Raw genomic sequence first — 18,001 nt, forward strand, 5'->3', positions numbered from 1 at the left:
GATTGCCTTCCGGCGGTCGCTTTCACAAGTCATCTAGGACTTTTCGCTGCAAAGAAAAAGGCCGCGGCGGCGCATGCCGCCACAGCCGTTTTCGCATGGCAAGAGTTCAGCAGCTAACGGCGCACCATGCGCCCTACCCAGATCAGCAGGCAGGCGCCGATGAAACCGGTGATCAGATAAGCGATCCAGCCAGCCCCGAAGGCGCCGATGTTGAGCGCCTGCAGGATGGCATTCAGCACGATCGCGCCGACGATGCCAAGAATGATGTTCATCAAGATGCCCATGTTGCTTTTCATGAACATCTCGGCAAGCCACCCTGCCAAACCGCCGATGATGATGGCTGCGATCCAGCCCACGCCATTCACGTCCATATGCCCTCTCCTTGTGTGATGAATGCATCCGGAAACGAATTACCTTACCGTTGAGTTCCTTGGCTTTCACGTGTCGAGTCTCACGCGGTCAATTTATCACGCGTTCAGCGCGCGGCCATAGGCGTCGAGGACGCTTTCCTTCATCATCTCCGACAGCGTCGGATGCGGGAAGATGGTGTGCATCAGTTCTTCCTCGGTGGTCTCCAGGTTCATCGCCACGACAAAGCCCTGGATCAGCTCGGTCACTTCGGCGCCGACCATATGCGCACCGAGCAACTGGCCGGTCTTCTTGTCAAAGATGGTCTTGACGAAACCCTGGTCTTCGCCGAGCGCGATGGCTTTGCCGTTGGCGGCGAATTGAAAGCGGCCGACGCGGATGTCCTTGCCCTCGGCCTTCGCTTTCGCTTCGGTCAAGCCGACGGAGGCAACCTGCGGGTTGCAATAGGTGCAGCCCGGAATCTTCAGCTTGTCAGTGGCATGCACGCCGGGGAAATTGGCGATCTTCTCCACGCACACCACGCCTTCATGTTCGGCCTTGTGGGCGAGCATAGGCGGGCCGGCAACGTCGCCGATGGCATAGATTCCGGGCACATTGGTGTTGCCGTAGCCGTCGACGACGACGCAGCCGCGTTCGGTCTTCACGCCGAGCGCTTCGAGGCCGAGATTCTCGATATTGCCCTGCACACCGACGGCCGAGATCATCCGGTCGGCGGTGATCTTCTCAACCTTGCCGTCCTTCATCTCGACATGCGCGGTGACCGAGTTCGCACCCTTCTCGACCTTGGTCACCTTGGCCTCGAGGATGATCTTCATGCCTTGCTTCTCGAACTGCTTTTGCGCGAATTTCGAGACCTCGGCGTCCTCGACCGGCATTACCGCCGGCAACAACTCGACCACAGTCACCTCCGCGCCCATGGTGCGGTAGAATGAGGCGAACTCGATGCCGATTGCGCCCGAACCCATCACCAGCAGCGATTTAGGCATCTCCTTCGGGACCATCGCTTCGAAATAGGTCCAGATCAGCTTGCCGTCGGGCTGTATACCGGGCAGCGCCCGCGGCCTGGCGCCGGTCGCCAGGATTATGTGCTTGGCGGTATAAGTGCCCTCACCCTTGACGCCCTTGGGCGCCGGCGGCTGCGGCTCCATCGGCTTCTTCGACGAGTTCGACACGACGATCTCGCCCGGTTTATCGCCGGAAGCCGCCTTGGAGAGCCTGGCTTCGCCCCAGATGACGTCGACCTTATTCTTCTTCATCAGGAAGGCGACGCCGCCGTTGAGCCGCAGCGAGACCTTTCGCGAGCGGTCGACCACGGCAGCGGTATCGACGCTGACCTTGCCGTCGATCTTCAAGCCGTAGTCCTTCAGATGATCGGAATAGTGCATGATCTCGGCCGAACGCAGCAGCGCCTTGGTCGGGATGCAGCCCCAGTTGAGGCAGATGCCGCCGAGATGCTCACGCTCGACGATCGCCGTCTTGAAGCCGAGTTGGGCGGAACGCACCGCCGTGACGTAGCCGCCGGGGCCGGAGCCGATGATGATGACGTCGTAGTTCTCAGCCATTTTGTGGTCCTTATTGAAGCGAGGCTTCACCGAAAGAAGGCTTCGGGATCGAAATTGGCTCGCACCTCAGTATTGGAGGCGCGAAAGCTGGCTCGTGCATCAGTATCGAAAGGGAGTCGGATACCCAGAGCCCCAGAAATGCGTAACCTGCAAGAAGCCGACTTCGACGGCCTTGCCAATGCACAGCCAACCAGAGGCCATGATCAGACTTGCATCGACTATCATGTCGCTAACATCACGCGCACCAGCGGTGCCAGCGCCTCGCCAATGTTGCGGGTGTTTTCCGCATCAAGATGGACGCCGTCGAGCGGCGTGGTCGTTGCCACCGTGCCGGCATCGAAAAAGCCGCAGCCGGCCTCGTCGGCAAGGGCGGAATATTGCGGCGCCAGCCGCTTCGAAGCTTCGTCGCCGCCGGCGAACATTTCCTTGAACTCAGCGTTGTCGGTACGGCTGACCACGGGCGGCGCGACGAGCAGGATCTGCGGCGCCGGCCAGTCGAACGGGTAGTCGTGGCCGCGCACGATATCGATCAGGCGCTGGATGCCTTGCTTGGCCGCCACCGGATTGCCGTGGATCCACGGCTTCATGTCGTTGGAGCCGAGCATGATGACGATCAGGTCGAGCGGCGCATGTGTCATCAGCACCGTCGGCAGCACTCTAGCGCCGTTACGGTCGGCGCCGGCCAGATGGTCGTCGAAAGCCGTTGTGCGGCCGTTCAAGCCTTCGGCAATGACCTGGATATCGCCTCCCAACGTCGCCTGCAGCACACTCGGCCAGCGGTCCTTGAGCGGGTGGCGATCCAGACTTGCCGCATCATAGCCCCAGGTCAGCGAGTCGCCGTAGCAAAGGACTGTTTTCATGCGTTTGCCCCCCTCCTGCTGAAATCTGCCCGCGCGCGCCTCACCCGCCAGCGCACCAACAGCCATTGCACATGATCGTTGCGACGCCGGAAGGGCTGAAGGCAACAAGGCTGGTGAAGAATTTCCGCACCGCCTTCTTCCTTCTAGACCAGCATGCCCATCGGATTTTCGATCATGCGCTTGAAGGCGACGAGCAGTTCGGCGCCGAGCGCGCCGTCGACGGCGCGGTGATCGGTCGACAGCGTCACCGACATGATGGTCGCTATTCTGATCTCACCGTTCTTGACCACCGCGCGCTCCTCGCCGGCGCCGACCGCCAGGATCGTCGCATGCGGCGGGTTGATGACGGCGGCAAAGTCCTTGATGCCGAACATGCCGAGATTGGACACCGCCGTGGTGCCGCCCTGGTATTCCTCCGGTTTCAGCTTGCGGCTGCGGGCACGGCTGGCGAGATCCTTCATCTCGTTGGAGATGACCGACAGCGTCTTTTCATCGGCGCGCCGGATGATCGGCGTGATCAGCCCGCCAGGGATCGACACGGCGACACCGACATCGGCATGCTTGTGCTTGACCATGGCGCTCTCAGTCCATGACGCGTTGGCATCCGGCACCGCCATCAGCGCCATTGCCATCGCTTTGATGACCATGTCGTTGACCGACAGCTTGTAGGCCGGCGCCTCCCCCTTGTCGGTCTTCTTCATCGGGGCGGCCGCGTTGATCTGCGTGCGCAGGGCCAGAAGCGCGTCGAGCTCGCAGTCGAGCGTCAGGTAGAAATGCGGAATGGTGGTCGTGGCCTCGACCAGCCGGCGCGCAATGGTCTTGCGCATGTTGTCGTGCGGGACAAGCTCGTAGGAGCCTTCGGCAAACAGTTTTAGCACCTGGTCGTCCGACATTGGCTTGGCTGCCGCTGCAGATGCCGGAGCGCCGGCAGGTGCCGCTTTCGCAGCCGGTGCCGCCTTGACGCCGCCGCTGGAAATCGCTGCGTCGACATCGGCCTTGACCACGCGGCCATGCGGGCCGGAGCCGGTCACCGCCGAGACATCGACACCGGCTTCCCGGGCGATGCGGCGGGCGAGCGGCGAGGCGAAGACACGCTCACCGCTTGCATGGCCGTTGCCGACCGGAGCCGCTTCCGCCTTGGGGGCAGGTGTGGCGGCAGGTTGCGGCTTCGACGCTTCGGGCTTTGGTGTTTTGGCTTTGGGGGCATCCGCTTTCGGAGCCTCGGCCTTTGCCGGCACAGCGCCGTCACCGCTCTTCGCGGCAGCCGCCGCATCTTCGCCCTCAGCCGCGAGCACGGCGATCAGCGCGTTGACCTTGACGCCTTCGGTGCCGGCCGGAACCACCAGCTTGGCCACCGTGCCCTCATCGACGGCTTCAACTTCCATCGTCGCCTTGTCGGTCTCGATCTCGGCGATCACGTCGCCTGGCGAAACCTTGTCGCCCTCCTTGACCAGCCACTTGGCAAGATTGCCCTCTTCCATCGTGGGCGACAGGGCCGGCATGGTGATGTTGATCGGCATGTTATCCTCCGGCCCTGCTCAGCGATATGTGACGGCTTTGACCGCCTCGACGACCTCGCCGACATTGGGCAGCGCCAGCTTTTCGAGGTTTGCCGCATAGGGCATCGGCACGTCCTTGCCGGCAATGGTGATGACCGGCGCGTCGAGGAAATCGAAGGCGCGCTGCGACACTTGGTTGGCTATATGGTCGCCGACCGAGTTCTGCGGAAACCCTTCTTCCACCACCACCAGCCGGTTGGTCTTCCTGACCGAGGTGATGATGGTGTCGAAATCGAGTGGCCGGATGGTCCTGAGGTCGATGATCTCGGCATCGAGGCCCATGCCGCGCAATTCGGCCTCGGCCTTGATCGCATAGGTCATGCCGATGCCGAAGGAGACGATGGTGACGTCCTTGCCCGGTTTGTGGATGCGCGCCTTGCCGATCGGCAGCACGAAATCGTCCATCTTCGGCACGTCGAAGGACTGGCCGTAAAGGATTTCGTTCTCGAGGAAGATGGTCGGGTTCGGGTCGCGGATCGCGGCCTTAAGCAACCCCTTGGCGTCGGCGGCGGTGTAAGGCATCACCACTTTCAGGCCGGGAACGTGGCTGTACCAGGCGGCATAGCACTGCGAATGCTGGGCGGCGACACGAGCAGCCGCGCCGTTCGGCCCGCGGAAGACGATGGGCGCGCCCATCTGGCCGCCGGACATATAGAGCGTCTTGGCGGCGGAATTGATGATTTGGTCGATCGCCTGCATAGCGAAGTTGAAGGTCATGAACTCGACGATCGGTTTCAGGCCGGCCATCGCCGCGCCGACGCCGACGCCGGCAAAACCGTGCTCGGTGATCGGCGTGTCGACGACGCGCCTCGGCCCGAATTCCTGCAGTAGCCCTTGCGTGATCTTGTAAGCGCCCTGGTACTCGGCGACCTCCTCGCCCATCACGAAGACGTCGCCGTCTCGACGCATCTCCTCGGCCATCGCGTCACGCAGCGCCTCGCGCACAGTGGTCGAGACCATTGCCGTGCCGGCCGGGATGTCAGGATCGGCGGCGGCCTTCATGGCGGGGGCAGCGGGAACGGACGCCTTCGGCGCCTCGCCGGCATCCTGCGGCGCGGACTTCGAGCCTTCCTCGGCTGCGTCGGTGCGCTGCCCGCCGTCTGAAATCGCATCCTGGGTGGAAGCCGGTGCAGCCTTGGCATCCTTGCCGATATCGGCGGCGCTCTCGCCGTCCTGCAGCAGCACCGCTATCGGCGTGTTGACCTTCACGCCTTCGGTGCCCTCGGCGACCAGGATCTTGCCGAGCGTGCCTTCGTCGACCGCTTCGACTTCCATCGTCGCCTTGTCGGTCTCGATCTCGGCAATGACGTCACCGGCGGCGACCTTGTCGCCCTCGTTCTTCAACCATTTGGAAACATTGCCCTCTTCCATGGTCGGCGAGAGTGCGGGCATGAGAATTTCGATCGGCATGTCCTTGCCCTCTCGTTACAATACGATGTCGGTCCAGAGCTCGGACGGATCCGGCTCTGCGTCGTTCTGGGCAAATTCGGCGGCGTCGGCGACAATGTCGCGGACCTCCTTGTCGACGGCCTTGAGCTCGTCCTCATCAGCCCACTTCTTGTCGAGCAGGCGCGCCTTGACCTGCTCGATCGGGTCACGCTCGGAGCGCATCTTCTGCACTTCTTCCTTGGAGCGGTACTTTGCCGGATCGGACATGGAGTGGCCGCGATAGCGGTAGGTCTGCATTTCGAGAATCAGCGGCCCCTTGCCGGCGCGGCACCATTCAGTTGCGAGATCGCCGGCTGCCTTGACCGCGCGGACGTCCATGCCGTCGACCTGGATACCGGGGATCTTGAAGGAGGCGCCGCGCTGCGAAAAATCCGTCTCGGCCGACGAACGCGATACCGAGGTGCCCATGGCGTAGCGGTTGTTCTCGATGATATAGATCACCGGCAGCTTCCACAGCGAGGCCATGTTGAAGCTTTCATAGACCTGGCCCTGATTGGCGGCGCCGTCGCCGAAATATGTCAGCGTTACATTGTTGTTGCCTCGATAGCGATTGGCGAAGGCGAGGCCGGTGCCGAGCGAAACCTGCGCGCCGACAATGCCGTGGCCGCCGTAAAAATGCTTTTCCTTGGAGAACATGTGCATGGAGCCGCCCTTGCCCCTGGACAAGCCGCCGCGGCGCCCGGTCAACTCGGCCATGACGCCGCGCGGCGACAGTTCCATCGCCAGCATGTGACCATGGTCGCGGTAGGCGGTGATCATCTGATCGCCATCGACCAGCGCCATCTTCATGCCGGTGACAACTGCTTCCTGGCCGATATAGAGATGGCAGAAGCCGCCGATGAAGCCCATGCCGTAGAGCTGGCCGGCCTTTTCCTCGAAGCGGCGGATAAGCAGCATGCGCCGGTAGGCGTCAAGCTCCTCGTCTTTGGTGAAGTCGACAGGTTTGGGGGCCGAAACCCCCGCCGATTTGCCGTCGGATCTGGATTTCGATTTGGCAGGCGCTTTTCTGGCGGCGGTGGCCATGCATCACTCCCTGTTGGCGTCTCTTGCGGACATTGAGGGAGATCAGTTCTCCCCACCGATTTGGGGAGGCTAACACGCGGGAAAGCGTTTCGCCATGCTGAAAAATGCATGGCTGACATGCATCTAAGCGATTAAAATCATTGAAAATATCGTCGATTAACTTGAATTTGGTTATCTTGCCGTAGCTGGCAACATGATGGTGATTTCGTCGGCATGGGACATATTGAGTGCCCTGCGCGCCTGCTCGTCGAGCATGTCCTTCTCCAGCGTGCCCTGATGCATCAGCTGAACGCGCCGCTGCAGGTCGACCCGGCGCGCCTTGACGGCATCGAGCTCACTTTGCAGATCGACGGCTTCGGCTTCCAACCGATACTTGGAATAGATGCCGAATTCGCCATGATAGGCGTGGAATCCGAAATAGGCCAGGAATGCCACGCAGAGCGAGGGAATGATCAGCCGACCGGTGTTTCTCTGCTTGTGCTGACGTGTCCACATGATCCAAATCCCTTAGAGCGGCGCGCGTCGGCTTGGACGCGCAAAGGACGCTCTAACACTCTGCGACCTAGCCCTTTCTCGCCCGATTGTGCTTAATGGACGGTTACGGATGTCCGGATTTGCCGGTGTTGAAACAAAAAGGGCGAGGAATGCCCCCGCCCTTTTCATTCCGGATATCTTCTATGGGCTCAGCCTTTCACGATCGACTTGCCGGCGTAGAGCGCCTGCTTGCCAAGCTCTTCCTCGATGCGGATGAGCTGGTTGTACTTGGCCATGCGATCCGAGCGCGACAGAGAGCCCGTCTTGATCTGCCCGCAATTGGTGGCGACGGCGAGATCGGCGATGGTCGAATCTTCGGTTTCGCCCGAGCGGTGCGACATTACCGCGGTGTAGCCGGCCTTGTGCGCGGTCTCGACGGCGTCGAGCGTTTCGGTCAATGAGCCGATCTGGTTGACCTTGACCAGGATAGAATTGGCGACGCCCATGCGGATGCCGTCGCGCAGCCGCGCCGTATTGGTGACGAACAGATCGTCGCCGACCAGCTGGGTCTTCTTGCCGATGAGGTCGGTCAGCGTTTTCCAGCCGTCCCAGTCGTCCTCGGCCAGCCCATCCTCGATCGTGATGATCGGATAATCCGCCGCAAGCTTGGCCAGATATTTGGCCTGGGTCTTCGGATCGCGGGTCTTCTTCTCGCCTTCGTAGACGTAGTTGCCGTCCTTGAAGAATTCGGTCGCGGCGCAATCGAGGCCCAGCGCAACCTCTTCGCCCGGCTTGAAGCCAGCCTTCTCGATCGATTCCATGATGTAATCGAGCGCGGCGGGCGCGCTTTTCAAGTTAGGAGCGAAGCCGCCCTCGTCACCTACATTGGTGTTGTGGCCGGCGTCCTTCAGCTTCTTCCTCAACGTATGGAAGATTTCCGAGCCCCAGCGCACGCCGTCACGCAGTGTCGGCGCACCGATCGGCAGGATCATGAATTCCTGGAAATCGATTGGGTTGTCGGCATGGGCGCCACCGTTGATGATGTTCATCATCGGCACTGGAAGCACGTGCGCCTTGGTGCCGCCGACATAGCGGTAGAGCGGCAGGCCGGCCGCTTCCGCCGCAGCCTTGGCCACAGCCAGCGAGACGCCGAGGATAGCGTTGGCGCCGAGCCGGCTCTTGTTGGGCGTGCCGTCGAGTTCGATCATGGTCTGGTCGATGTGGATCTGGTTCTCGGCTTCCATACCGCCGATCGCCTCGAACAGCTCGCCATTGACGGCCTCTACCGCCCGCAGGACCCCCTTGCCGAGGTAGCGGGCGCCGCCGTCGCGCAGTTCGACCGCCTCATGCGCGCCGGTCGAGGCGCCGGAGGGCACCGCAGCGCGGCCCATCGAGCCATCTTCGAGGACGACGTCGACCTCAACGGTCGGGTTTCCGCGGCTGTCCAGGATTTCACGCCCGACAATGTCGATGATGGCAGTCATTGCGATGTCCCCGATTGATCTGACGAAGCGTCGGGCACGTCTTAGCCAAAGTGCTGCAAAACGCAATCGGGGCGTCCGCAAATATTGCCGCCACCTCCGCCACATCGATTCACGAAGCACAAATTGCTGTCATCATAAGTCATGTCAGTCATAAGTCTTGGCGGCATGCGGCTTTCTGGTTTATGCTCGCGCTGCGCGGGGCGAAACAGGAGGAGTTTCGCCATGTCTCAGTTGAGCGGTATTGTGAGTTTGTTCCTGATCGCGGCGGCGTTTTTGACGTCGTGTGACACTCAGCAGCCTCAACAGGGCGCGGTAGAGTTGTCGACCCTTGCGGCGGAGTAGATATCCTGCAAAAAGGCCCCCGGTCCAGCCGGGGGCCTTTTTTGATTCCGGTAGAGCAAGGTCAATGCCAATAAGGCTCGACCTTGTAGTAACTGTATGAAGCATCACGCGCGGCCTCGCCGTCAGCGCCGGTCAATTCGTTGATCGAATAGGCGGGAGCCGCCTTCAGTTGCTCCTTCGTAAACGGCACGACGTAGCCGCCCTTGTCCTCGTCATAGTCGAGGCTCGCCCACGGAATGGCGTGGTACTTCTCGCCGATGCCGAGAAATCCGCCAAAGCCGATCACGGCAAACATGATTCCGTTCGATAACTTGTCGAGCATGACATCCTCGATGTCGCCGATGTGCGTGCCTTCCGTGTTATAAACCGATGTGCCGATAACCCGCGAAGCGGCGATGGCTTCGGTGTGTCCTGTCTGGGTTGTCATGGTGTGCTCCTCTTGTCGTTCACTTCAGGTTTGACAATGAGGAGAGGGCTGCGAAGGTTCCCGACTTTTATCCATGCGGCATGATCACTCAGCGAGGATAAAGGTAACCTTCATGTTGACGCGGTAGGCGGAGATCTTGCCGTCCTCGACGACGACTTTCTGATCCTGGATCCAGGCGCCTTCGACGTTCTTTAGGGTTTTTGCGGCGCGCGCAATCCCCACTTCGATGGCGTCCTGAAAGCTCTTATTCGACGATGATGTGATTTCGGTGACACGGGCGACGGACATGGCTTCCTCCTCCACGCACTCGGTTGCCTGGGCAGCGTACAACCGGCACCTGTTGACTACAAGTTTAGGGGTCGGGACTTAGAGCCGGAGCCCTAAACTGCTCAGCCCTTGGCGACGCGATCGAATGCCATCAGCCTTTCAAGCAGCGCCCGAAGGTCCTTCAGCGGCACCATGTTGGGACCATCGGAGGGGGCATTGTCAGGATCCTGATGCGTCTCGATGAAGACGCCGGCGACACCGACCGCAACCGCAGCGCGCGCCAGCGTCTCGACGAAGCGCCGATCGCCACCCGAGGAGCCGCCCTGCCCGCCCGGCTGCTGCACCGAATGCGTGGCGTCGAAAATCACCGGCGCGCCGATCTCGGCCATGATCGGCAGGGCGCGCATATCGGACACCAGCGTGTTGTAGCCGAAAGACACGCCGCGCTCGGTGACCAGCACGTTGGCGTTTCCGGAACCGGTGATCTTGGCGACAACGTTCTTCATGTCCCACGGTGCGAGGAACTGGCCCTTCTTCACGTTGACGACCTTGCCGGTTCTTGCCGCCGCGATCAGCAGATCGGTCTGGCGGCTGAGGAAAGCCGGGATCTGCAGGATATCGACGTGCGGCGCCACTAGCGCGCACTGTTCCTCGGTGTGGATATCGGTCAGGATCGGCAGCGAAAACGCCTTGCGCAAATCGTCGAAGACGGGCAGCGCCGCGTCGAGCCCGGCGCCGCGCGTGCCGCCAAGCGAGGTGCGGTTGGCCTTGTCGTAACTGGTCTTGTAGACGAGGCCCAGCCCCAGCTTCCCGCTCAGCTCCTTCAGTGCGCCAGCCATGTCGAAGGCGTGCTGGCGCGATTCAAGCTGGCACGGGCCGGCAATCAGCGACAGCGGCACGGTGTTGCCGAAGACGACGTTGCCGACGGTTACGGACGAATTGGGCTTGCTCATGCTTTCTCCCGGAAAATGAAGGCCGCACCCTGCCCGGATGCCGGCCGGACGACAATATCATCGCCGCGTATTTCGTGTTTGACGGAACTGGCTGCAAACAGCTTGGCGACCGAGTCAGCGAAACGAACCGAAAAGACGATCCCCGCAAAGCGGAGTTCCGATGGCGCGCCGGCAGGTATGCCGAAGCGCGTCTCGAAAGCGACGGGGTCAAGCAGGGCCAAGGTTGCGTTCGGCAGGCCAAACGCAGTGCTGCTCCCCTGTCCGGTCGCCGGACTGCGCGTCGCGATCGAAATCAATCGGTGCTGTTTGGGTGGCTCGTTGCTGACCGCCACGACTTCGATGATGCCGGTTGCGCCATTGGGGTGGATCTGCAACGCGGTGCGGTCTACTTTCGGCGCATTGATCCGCTCACACGCGAACAGGAATGCGTCCGTCGCCCCGCTGCCGGAGGCGAAGGCCAGTTTGAACGATGCCGTGTCGCTCTTTCCCGCCGCGTCGGTGAAGGCGCGCGAAAAGCCCAGCATGTCTCCGGCAGACAGGCCGGCTTCGATGTAGCGCGCGTGATCGGCATCCGCATTTTCGGTGCCCAAGACAAGGGCGGAAAATCCCTCACTGCCGCACCTGTCGCGATAGGCACGATCGCGCGCGACGAAGACGTTGCGGTCCGCGATCGCTTTCGCCACCGCTTGCCCGTTGCCCACCGCCAGCGGCTCGAGATAGGTGCCGTCCTCAAGGAAGACGCAGCAGTTTTCCGTCCCGAAAGGATGGATGCCGGTCGGCGCCACGACAAAGCCAAGCGAAACCAGCCGCGCCCGCGCCACGTCGAGGCTCGCGGTCGGCAGCACAAGATGGTCAAGCGGATAAGGGCCTGGCGGACAAGGGCCTGCTGTCATCGTCTCGGTCATGCCGGCGCGGTGTGCATCATTCCGGAATTTGGTTCAAGAGCCTCACCTGACGCCGCGAAGATCCGGCGGCCTATCGTGGCCGCATGCCTCTGGAATACTTGCCGCTGCCGGAAACCAACCTACGTCACCCAAATGAGAAAGATCCTGTTCATAACGGCAGCGGTCGTAGCGATGGCTGTTCTCGCCATGCTGGTCTGGGACGCGCCAAAGCGGCCGGGCGCCGATCCGACCGAACCGACCGCCGCTCAGGCAGAGTAATGTAGCTCCTGCTTCGGTCAATTTCTCTTCAGGTTGCAGCCAAAACATCCGCCGAATATCGCAATTCGCGCAGCGGTTTGACCTGGCTGGTCGTCTCGGCATAGAGCGGATGCGCCTTGTAGGCGGCCAGAGCGGCATCATCCTCGAACTCGGCATAAACGACCACGTCGATCTCGTCCGAAAGCGGGTCAACCTTCGTGTTGAGCGTCACCTCGAAAAGGCGGGAATGGGGGATGTTGCCCAGCGCCAGCAAGCCCCTGCGTACGGCCTCGACATCCTCTTTGTGCCGCGCGCTGAAGAAAACGATATGCCGGATCAACCCCAGCCTCCTCGATCGATGTGCAAGCGTGTTTTGTGTGGGCAAAACGCTCACGTCAACCGGCAACGATGTCGCGGCGACAACGCGTTGGGCGGGGGAAAGAAACCTAGACCATACTGGTGATGTAGCGCACGATGCGCGTTATCTCCCCGACCGTCGTGTCGAGATAGCGGCCCTGATTGTAGAGTCCGTCCCAGATCAGGAAGAACGTGACGGCGCAGATGACGATGACATAACGCATGCGTGAAACTAGCATCTGGGTGGCTGCAACCATAGTGATTCCGGCGTTGAGCAGCGCCCTCCCCCCAAAATCTATCCATTGATCCGTGTTCGCCTGCCTTGGCTCTTGAAGTTCCCTTTGATGGCATGAAAGATTGCTCAGGGGATTCATCGGGAGGCGGCGTTCGCGCCTTGGCGAACTGCAAGAGTGTGTGGAAACCGGCCATTTTTCGCCGGCGCCGCAGAAGTCCCGGGGGCGTGACATGGCTCACAAGGAAGACACCGGCGTTGCATCGGGCGACGCGGTCAGGTTGGACGAATTCAATTTCACCGAAACCGCTAAAGGCCTGCCGGCCAAGGCGCGGATGGTGCTGTCGGCGGCGATGAACCTGCCGCCTGGCTCGCTAGGTCCGGACGGTGCTCAAGAACTGGCGCTTGCCTGGCCGCGCCTTCAACGGCGGCACCATCGGCATCGCCGAATCCTACATGGACGGCGATTGGGACAGTCCCGACGTGACCAGTTTCCTGGACTGTTAGTGGTCAATTCTGAAATCGGAGAGAGCATCGCCGGCGCCAGCTGGCTGGTCAACGCCGTCCAGCGTGTCCGCCACTGGTTCAACCAAAACACCCGCACCGGCTCGAAGCGCAACATTTCGGCGCATTACGATCTCGGCAACGCCTTTTATAAGAAATGGCTGGATCCGAGCATGACCTATTCGTCGGCGCTCTATGCGGCTGGCGCCAACGATCTTCAAAGCGCGCAAGCCGCCAAATATCGCGCGCTGGCCAAGGACACGGGCATCGGCGCGAAAGACCACGTGCTGGAAATCGGTTTCGGCTGGGGCGGCTTTGCCGAATTCGCCGCACGCGAGATCGGCTGCCGCGTCACCGGGCTGACGATCAGCCGCGAGCAGCATGATTTCGCCAGAGAACGCGTCCATAAGGCTGGACTTGCCGACAAGATCGACATCAAGCTGCAGGACTACCGCGACGAACCGGATCCTACGACCGCATCGCCTCGATCGAGATGTTCAAGGCGGTCGGCGAAAAATACTGGCCTGTGTTTTTCCGCAAGATGAAGGATTGCCTGCGGCCTGGCGGCACCGCCGGCCTGCAGATCATCACCATCAACGAAAAGCCTACGACACCTATCGCGCCCGGCCGGATTTCATCCAGCGTTACGTCTTTTCCGGCGGCATGCTGCCGACGCCGTCGATCCCGAAAGCGCTCGGCAAAGACGATGGACTTGCTCATCTGGGCGAGCGCATTTTCCCGGACGACTATGCCGGAACGCTCGCCAAATGGCGCCACCGCTTCTGGGCGTCCTGGGAAAAGATCGTCCCGCTCGGTTTCGACGACCGCTTCTAGAAGCTCTGGGAATTTTTACCTGCACTACTGCGAAGCCGGCTTCCGCGCCAGTTACATCGATGTCCGGCAGGTGGTTTACACGGCTTAGGGTTTTCTCCTGTTCGACATATCAGGCTTCAACGACGTGCCAGCCTTCAACAGCGCGTGCCAAGTCCTGCCCGAAGCAAGCGAATCCATCAGGAACAGATGACGTGGATGAATGTGCGGGGCGGAGACATCAGCTCCTGTCGTTGCCTTGGGTGATCAGCCGCGCGCTGCGCTGACCGGTCACGTAGATCCATAGCCAGCTCAGCGAAACCGCAAGCCGGTTACGGAAGCCGATCAGGAAATAGATGTGCGCGAGGCCCCACAGCCACCAGGCCAGCCGGCCGGTGAGCTTGATCCAGCCGAAATCGATCGCGGCAGCGCGCTTACCGATCGTCGCCAGATCGCCGTCATGCTTGTAGCGGAAAGGGCGCGGGGTTGCGTCGCCTGCCAGCCGGGCCTTGATCGTCGCGGCGACATGCCGGCCCTGCTGCTTGGCGGCGGGTGCTACGCCGGGCACCATGCGGCCATCTGGCCGCAGGACGTGTGCAGCGTCGCCGATGACGAAAATCTCCGGGCTGCCCGGCACGGTCAGGCCGGGCTCGACCAGCACCCTGCCCGCACGGTCCGCTGCCGCCCCCAGCCATTCGGCGGCCGGCGAAGCGGCGACGCCTGCTGCCCACAGGATAGTCCTGGCCGGCAGCTGCGTGTCGCCGAAGACGACACCCTCGGCGTCGCAGCGTGTAACGGGCCGACCGAGTTCGATCGTCACGCCGAGCCGCTCGAGCGCCTTGCTGGCATAGTCGGAAAGTTCCGGCGCGAAATTGGGAAGGATGCGGTCACCCGCCTCAATCAGCACCACGCGCGTCAGCCGCGTATCGAAGTTGCGGAACTCGCCGCGCAGCATGTCGTGCGCCAGTTCAACAATGGTGCCGGCCAGTTCCACGCCGGTCGGTCCGCCACCAACGATCGCCAGCGTCAACAGCGCTTGGCGCTTGGCGGGATCGGTCTCCCGCTCGGCCTGCTCGAAGGCGAGCAGAATGCGCCGCCGAATGGTGGTGGCGTCCTCCAGCGTCTTCAGCCCCGGTGCGAAAGGCTCCCATTCGTCATGGCCGAAATAGGCGTGGCGGGCGCCGGTGGCCAGCAGCAGCGTATCGTAGGCGACCGCGCCGCCATCATCGAACAGCACGCGTTTGCCGATGCGGTCGACGCCGGCGAGGGTGGCGAGCAGCGTCGTCACGTCCTTGCGCTTGCGCAGGAGATGGCGGATTGGCCAGGCGACTTCCGAGGTCGCCAGCGCTGTGGTCGCCACCTGATAGAGCAGCGGCTGAAAGAGATGATGGTTGCGCTTGTCTATCATGGTGATGCGCACCGGCGCACCGTCAAGCGCGCGGGTAAATTCGAGCCCCCCAAAGCCCGCCCCGACGACGACGACATGATGACTGGATTCCTTCATCTCATTCACTCCGGGAGAGCAGGTTGGCCGGGAGAGCAGGTTGGCCGGGAGAGCAGGCTTGAGAGCAATTTCGCCAAGGCTGATGTAGATACTTTTGTGCACCGCAACAACATCCGACTTGCTGACTGCCCGCCGTAAGATGTCGCGAATGTACATGCTCTATCCTGCCGCCGAGTATAATTTCATTGAAACTGACGACAGGAGTGGAACTTGAATAGCGATTATGACGACTGTCCGGGTCAATATTCCTCGCCGCCTTGCTTCATGCATGAGCTCGACCCGGAATTCCGGACGCCCCTATCCGATTGGACCGACGTGAGACGATGGCGCAAGGCCGAGCGCGAGCGGCTGATTGCGGCGCGCCTCGCTATCTCGGCTGACGCGCGGGCGGCAATGTCGCAGCGCATCGGCGAAAGTCTCGACACGTTGATCGGCGACATCGCCGGCCGCATGGTCAGCCTCTACTGGCCGTTCCGGGGCGAGCCGGATCTGCGCCCATGGATGGCTTCCGTCAATGAGCGCGGCGGCCGTACCGCACTGCCTGTTGTCGTCGAGAAAGGCCGGCCTCTTGTCTTTCGCGCTTACGCACCGGGCGACCGGCTGGAGAAGGGCGTCTGGAACATTCCGATCCCTGCTGAAGGCGACCCGGTGCTGCCCGAGGTCGTCATTTCACCGATCGTCGGCATCGATCCGAGACAGTACCGGCTGGGCTATGGCGGTGGCTTCTTCGACCGCACACTGGCGGCGATGCCGTTCAAGCCGCTGGTCATCGGTGTCGGCTACGAACTGCAGCGCATCGCTACCATCTACCCGCAGCCGCATGATATCCCGATGGACCGGGTGGTGACGGAGGCGTTCAAGGCCTAGGCCAGTTCCGGCTTCATCCCCACCGCCGTCCGGTCGACGATCTCGCGCAAGGCGAAGGATGAATTGATCTTCGTCACATGCGGCATCGCCGACAGCCATTCTTTATGGATGCGCTCATAGTCGACGAGGTCTTTTGCTGCGATGCGCAGGATATAATCGTATTCGCCCGACATCAGGTGGCAGGACAGGACATTCGGGCAGCGCTTTATCGCCGCCTCGAAATCCGACAGCGTCTTCTCGAATTGCCCCGACAGCGATATATGCACGATCGCCGTCATCTGGTGGCCAAGAGCGGCATTGGAAAGCCGGGCGTGATAGCCTCGGATGGTTCCGGATTTCTCCAGGTTGTCCAGTCGCCGCGAGCAGGCCGACTGCGACAGGCCGACTTTCTCGGCAAGCGCCGCGTTGGGTATCCGTCCATCCTTCTGCAACGTTTCGAGAATGGCGATATCGATCCTGTCGAGCGGCATTTTCCGGGATTCCTGCGACAATCCAGCTATTTTGCGCAACGATTATCGAGCCGTGCCCTTCTGCGCAAGCGCATTCGCAAACACTTACGGGAGGATTCGTGGTTCACTATCTCTAAACAGGGAACGTGCCTCAAAAGGGCCGGATCAGGAGGAGAAGAAGATGCGCGTCGGCTGCCCCCGGGAAATCAAGAACCACGAATACCGCGTCGGCCTGACGCCGGGCTCGGTCCGCGAATATGTCGCGCATGGCCACGAAGTGCTGGTCGAGACCGGCGCCGGCGCCGGCATCGGCGCCGACGACAACGCCTATCGCGCAGCCGGCGCCACCATCGCCAAGACGGCCGCCGACGTGTTTGCCAAGTCCGACATGATCGTCAAGGTCAAGGAGCCGCAACCCGACGAATGGGTTCAGCTCCGTGACGGCCAGATCCTCTACACCTATCTCCATCTCGCGCCGGATCCGGAGCAGACCAAGGGCCTGCTGGCCTCGGGCGTGACCGCCATCGCCTACGAGACCGTCACCGACGACCGCGGCGGCCTGCCGCTGCTTGCGCCGATGTCGGAAGTCGCCGGCCGCCTGTCGATCCAGGCCGGCGCCACCGCGCTGCAGAAGGCCAATGGCGGTCGCGGCGTGCTGCTCGGCGGCGTGCCCGGCGTGCTGCCCGGCAAGGTCACTGTGCTCGGCGGCGGCGTCGTCGGTCTGCATGCCGCCCGGATGGCAGTCGGCCTTGGCGCCGACGTCACCATCATCGACCGCTCGATCCCGCGCCTGCGCCAGCTCGACGATATCTTCGGCGGCCGCGTCCACACCCGCTACTCGACTGTCGAGGCGCTGGAAGAGGAATGTTTTTCGGCCGACATCGTCGTCGGCGCCGTGCTGATTCCAGGTGCCGCCGCGCCGAAGCTCGTTTCCCGCGAGATGCTGTCGGGCATGAAGAAAGGTTCGGTGCTGGTCGACGTCGCCATCGACCAGGGCGGCTGCTTCGAGACCTCGTACGCCACAACTCATGCCGTGCCGACCTATGAGGTCGACGGCGTCATTCACTATTGCGTCGCCAATATGCCGGGTGCAGTGCCGGTTACTTCGGCCCACGCACTCAATAACGCAACGCTGCAGTACGGCCTGCAGCTCGCCGACAAGGGCCTGAAGGCGCTGATCGACGATCATCATTTGCGCAACGGCCTGAATGTCCATAAGGGCAAGATCACCAACCGCGCGGTGGCCGAAGCACTCGGCTATGAGTTGGTCGAGCCGAAGGCCGTTCTCGCCGCCTGAACCCGCCGCTCAATCCTCTCCCGACCGAGCCGCCGACACCCTCGGCGGCTCTTTTTCCACAGCAAATTTC

19 protein-coding genes and 1 pseudogene are annotated in these 18,001 nt (G+C 61.9%); 4 read left to right on the forward strand and 16 right to left on the reverse strand.

The window, feature by feature from the left end; genetic code table 11:
• Positions 1-113: 113 nt before the first annotated feature.
• The 12 genes from ACWTU8_RS09720 to ACWTU8_RS09775 form a co-directional block, all read right to left on the reverse strand.
• Positions 114-371, reverse strand: a complete 258-nt coding sequence (locus ACWTU8_RS09720; RefSeq protein WP_029352334.1) for a GlsB/YeaQ/YmgE family stress response membrane protein — start codon at positions 369-371, stop codon at positions 114-116.
• 96 nt (positions 372-467) lie between these two features.
• Complete coding sequence (gene lpdA, locus ACWTU8_RS09725) at positions 468-1,931, reverse strand: dihydrolipoyl dehydrogenase (RefSeq protein ID WP_455847943.1); 1,464 nt, start codon at positions 1,929-1,931, stop codon at positions 468-470.
• Positions 1,932-2,152: 221 nt separating this feature from the next.
• A complete protein-coding gene (locus tag ACWTU8_RS09730) occupies positions 2,153-2,791 on the reverse strand; it encodes an SGNH/GDSL hydrolase family protein (RefSeq protein WP_455847944.1) in 639 nt (212 codons plus the stop codon).
• A gap of 143 nt (positions 2,792-2,934) precedes the next feature.
• Positions 2,935-4,311 (reverse strand): pyruvate dehydrogenase complex dihydrolipoamide acetyltransferase, encoded by a 1,377-nt coding sequence (locus ACWTU8_RS09735; RefSeq protein ID WP_455847945.1) that lies wholly within the window; start codon positions 4,309-4,311, stop codon positions 2,935-2,937.
• Positions 4,312-4,329: 18 nt separating this feature from the next.
• Complete coding sequence (locus ACWTU8_RS09740; RefSeq protein ID WP_455847946.1) at positions 4,330-5,760, reverse strand: pyruvate dehydrogenase complex E1 component subunit beta; 1,431 nt, start codon at positions 5,758-5,760, stop codon at positions 4,330-4,332.
• A 15-nt stretch (positions 5,761-5,775) separates the two neighbouring features.
• Positions 5,776-6,822 (reverse strand): pyruvate dehydrogenase (acetyl-transferring) E1 component subunit alpha, encoded by a 1,047-nt coding sequence (gene pdhA / locus ACWTU8_RS09745; protein ID WP_029352320.1) that lies wholly within the window; start codon positions 6,820-6,822, stop codon positions 5,776-5,778.
• A gap of 171 nt (positions 6,823-6,993) precedes the next feature.
• Positions 6,994-7,317, reverse strand: a complete 324-nt coding sequence (locus ACWTU8_RS09750; RefSeq protein WP_127212759.1) for an FtsB family cell division protein — start codon at positions 7,315-7,317, stop codon at positions 6,994-6,996.
• Positions 7,318-7,505: 188 nt separating this feature from the next.
• Complete coding sequence (eno, locus tag ACWTU8_RS09755) at positions 7,506-8,780, reverse strand: phosphopyruvate hydratase (RefSeq protein WP_455847947.1); 1,275 nt, start codon at positions 8,778-8,780, stop codon at positions 7,506-7,508.
• Between the two features lie 403 nt (positions 8,781-9,183).
• Positions 9,184-9,549, reverse strand: coding sequence for a PRC-barrel domain-containing protein (locus ACWTU8_RS09760; RefSeq protein ID WP_029352317.1), 366 nt, complete (start codon positions 9,547-9,549; stop codon positions 9,184-9,186).
• Positions 9,550-9,633: 84 nt separating this feature from the next.
• The gene (locus ACWTU8_RS09765; protein ID WP_029352316.1) at positions 9,634-9,837 is read right to left on the reverse strand and encodes a dodecin family protein; all 204 of its coding nucleotides are present in this window, start codon (positions 9,835-9,837) and stop codon (positions 9,634-9,636) included.
• A 101-nt stretch (positions 9,838-9,938) separates the two neighbouring features.
• Positions 9,939-10,769, reverse strand: coding sequence for a 3-deoxy-8-phosphooctulonate synthase (kdsA, locus tag ACWTU8_RS09770; protein ID WP_455847948.1), 831 nt, complete (start codon positions 10,767-10,769; stop codon positions 9,939-9,941).
• Positions 10,766-11,674 (reverse strand): VOC family protein, encoded by a 909-nt coding sequence (locus ACWTU8_RS09775; RefSeq protein ID WP_455847949.1) that lies wholly within the window; start codon positions 11,672-11,674, stop codon positions 10,766-10,768. The genes kdsA and ACWTU8_RS09775 overlap by 4 nt, the downstream gene beginning before the upstream one ends.
• Before the next feature lie 132 nt (positions 11,675-11,806).
• Between ACWTU8_RS09775 and ACWTU8_RS09780 the strand changes: the two genes are divergently transcribed.
• The gene (locus ACWTU8_RS09780) at positions 11,807-11,932 is read left to right on the forward strand and encodes a hypothetical protein (RefSeq protein ID WP_277569092.1); all 126 of its coding nucleotides are present in this window, start codon (positions 11,807-11,809) and stop codon (positions 11,930-11,932) included.
• A gap of 28 nt (positions 11,933-11,960) precedes the next feature.
• Here the strand turns inward: ACWTU8_RS09780 and ACWTU8_RS09785 are convergent, their stop codons facing one another.
• Entirely contained in the window at positions 11,961-12,251 is a 291-nt protein-coding gene (locus ACWTU8_RS09785; protein WP_455848427.1) for a Dabb family protein, read from the reverse strand.
• Between the two features lie 106 nt (positions 12,252-12,357).
• Positions 12,358-12,525, reverse strand: a complete 168-nt coding sequence (locus ACWTU8_RS09790) for a hypothetical protein (protein WP_455847950.1) — start codon at positions 12,523-12,525, stop codon at positions 12,358-12,360.
• A gap of 208 nt (positions 12,526-12,733) precedes the next feature.
• On the opposite strand from ACWTU8_RS09790, the pseudogene ACWTU8_RS09795 reads away from it, so the two are divergent.
• A pseudogene (locus ACWTU8_RS09795) lies at positions 12,734-13,926 on the forward strand (class I SAM-dependent methyltransferase).
• Positions 13,927-14,055: 129 nt separating this feature from the next.
• On the opposite strand, the gene ACWTU8_RS09800 reads toward ACWTU8_RS09795, so the two are convergent.
• On the reverse strand, positions 14,056-15,318 hold the full coding sequence (locus tag ACWTU8_RS09800) for an NAD(P)/FAD-dependent oxidoreductase (RefSeq protein WP_455847951.1): 1,263 nt from the start codon (positions 15,316-15,318) through the stop codon (positions 14,056-14,058).
• Between the two features lie 264 nt (positions 15,319-15,582).
• Between ACWTU8_RS09800 and ACWTU8_RS09805 the strand changes: the two genes are divergently transcribed.
• Positions 15,583-16,185 carry a 5-formyltetrahydrofolate cyclo-ligase gene (locus ACWTU8_RS09805; RefSeq protein WP_455848428.1) on the forward strand — a complete coding sequence of 201 codons (603 nt, stop codon included), beginning with the start codon at positions 15,583-15,585 and terminating at the stop codon, positions 16,183-16,185.
• Here the strand turns inward: ACWTU8_RS09805 and ACWTU8_RS09810 are convergent.
• Entirely contained in the window at positions 16,182-16,655 is a 474-nt protein-coding gene (locus ACWTU8_RS09810; protein ID WP_023675099.1) for an Lrp/AsnC family transcriptional regulator, read from the reverse strand. The genes ACWTU8_RS09805 and ACWTU8_RS09810 overlap by 4 nt on opposite strands.
• A gap of 160 nt (positions 16,656-16,815) precedes the next feature.
• On the opposite strand from ACWTU8_RS09810, the gene ald reads away from it, so the two are divergent.
• Positions 16,816-17,931 carry an alanine dehydrogenase gene (ald, locus tag ACWTU8_RS09815; protein ID WP_455847952.1) on the forward strand — a complete coding sequence of 372 codons (1,116 nt, stop codon included), beginning with the start codon at positions 16,816-16,818 and terminating at the stop codon, positions 17,929-17,931.
• The last annotated feature ends 70 nt before the right edge of the window (positions 17,932-18,001 follow it).

This window comes from Mesorhizobium sp. BHbdii (assembly GCF_053848045.1).